Origin of the sequence: Streptomyces sp. SID1328 (genome assembly GCF_009865595.1) — a bacterium.
In the GTDB taxonomy this organism is placed as follows: domain Bacteria; phylum Actinomycetota; class Actinomycetes; order Streptomycetales; family Streptomycetaceae; genus Streptomyces; species Streptomyces griseoluteus.
Genome location: NZ_WWKH01000454.1, coordinates 1 through 626, shown reverse-complemented (window position 1 = coordinate 626; position 626 = coordinate 1). Strand labels below are relative to the sequence as shown.

Genomic DNA, 626 nt, shown 5'->3' with positions numbered 1-626 from the left:
CGCGGCCCCCTGCCCTGGAGCGCGGTGGTCCGGGGCGCCCTCGCCGCCGGACCGCTGCTGGTCGCCGGGATGCTCGCCGGACTGACCGCCGAGGGCGTCCTCGCCGCGACCGGCGCGATGCTCGCCGGGATCAACGACCGCCCCGGCAGCAGGCGCGCCTCCGTCGACCGCCTCGGCACCCCCGCCCTGGCCGGCGCCCTCGGCCTGCTCGCCGGCACCTACGGCGGACAGCACCTTGCCGCCGTACCGCTCACCGTCGCCCTGACGGTGCTCGGCCTGCTGGCGGGCTCGATCAGTGCCGTCGGCCCGGTCGCCTCGGCGGCCGGCACCCAGCTCCTCGTCACCGCCGCCGTCGGCGCGGGCACCCCCGCCGGGCCGCCCGCATGGCAGGGCGCCCTCGCCTTCCTCGCCGGAGCGCTCTGGCTGCTCCTCCTCCGCCTCGCCCTGCCCACCCCCGGCTCGCTCGCGGGCGACTTCCGCTTCGACGGCGAGCGCCGGGCGGTGGCCGACGTGTACGACGCCGTCGCCGCCCTGCTCGACGCGGCCGGCACCGGCACCGCGCCCGCCCGCCGGACCGCGCTCACCGCCGCTCTCGACCACGCGCAGGACGCCCTCGCCGGGCCCCG

1 pseudogene is annotated in these 626 nt (G+C 80.5%); it reads left to right on the top strand.

Annotated elements, in window-relative coordinates:
• A pseudogene (locus tag GT030_RS13750) lies at positions 1 to 626 on the top strand (FUSC family protein); the annotation flags it as partial.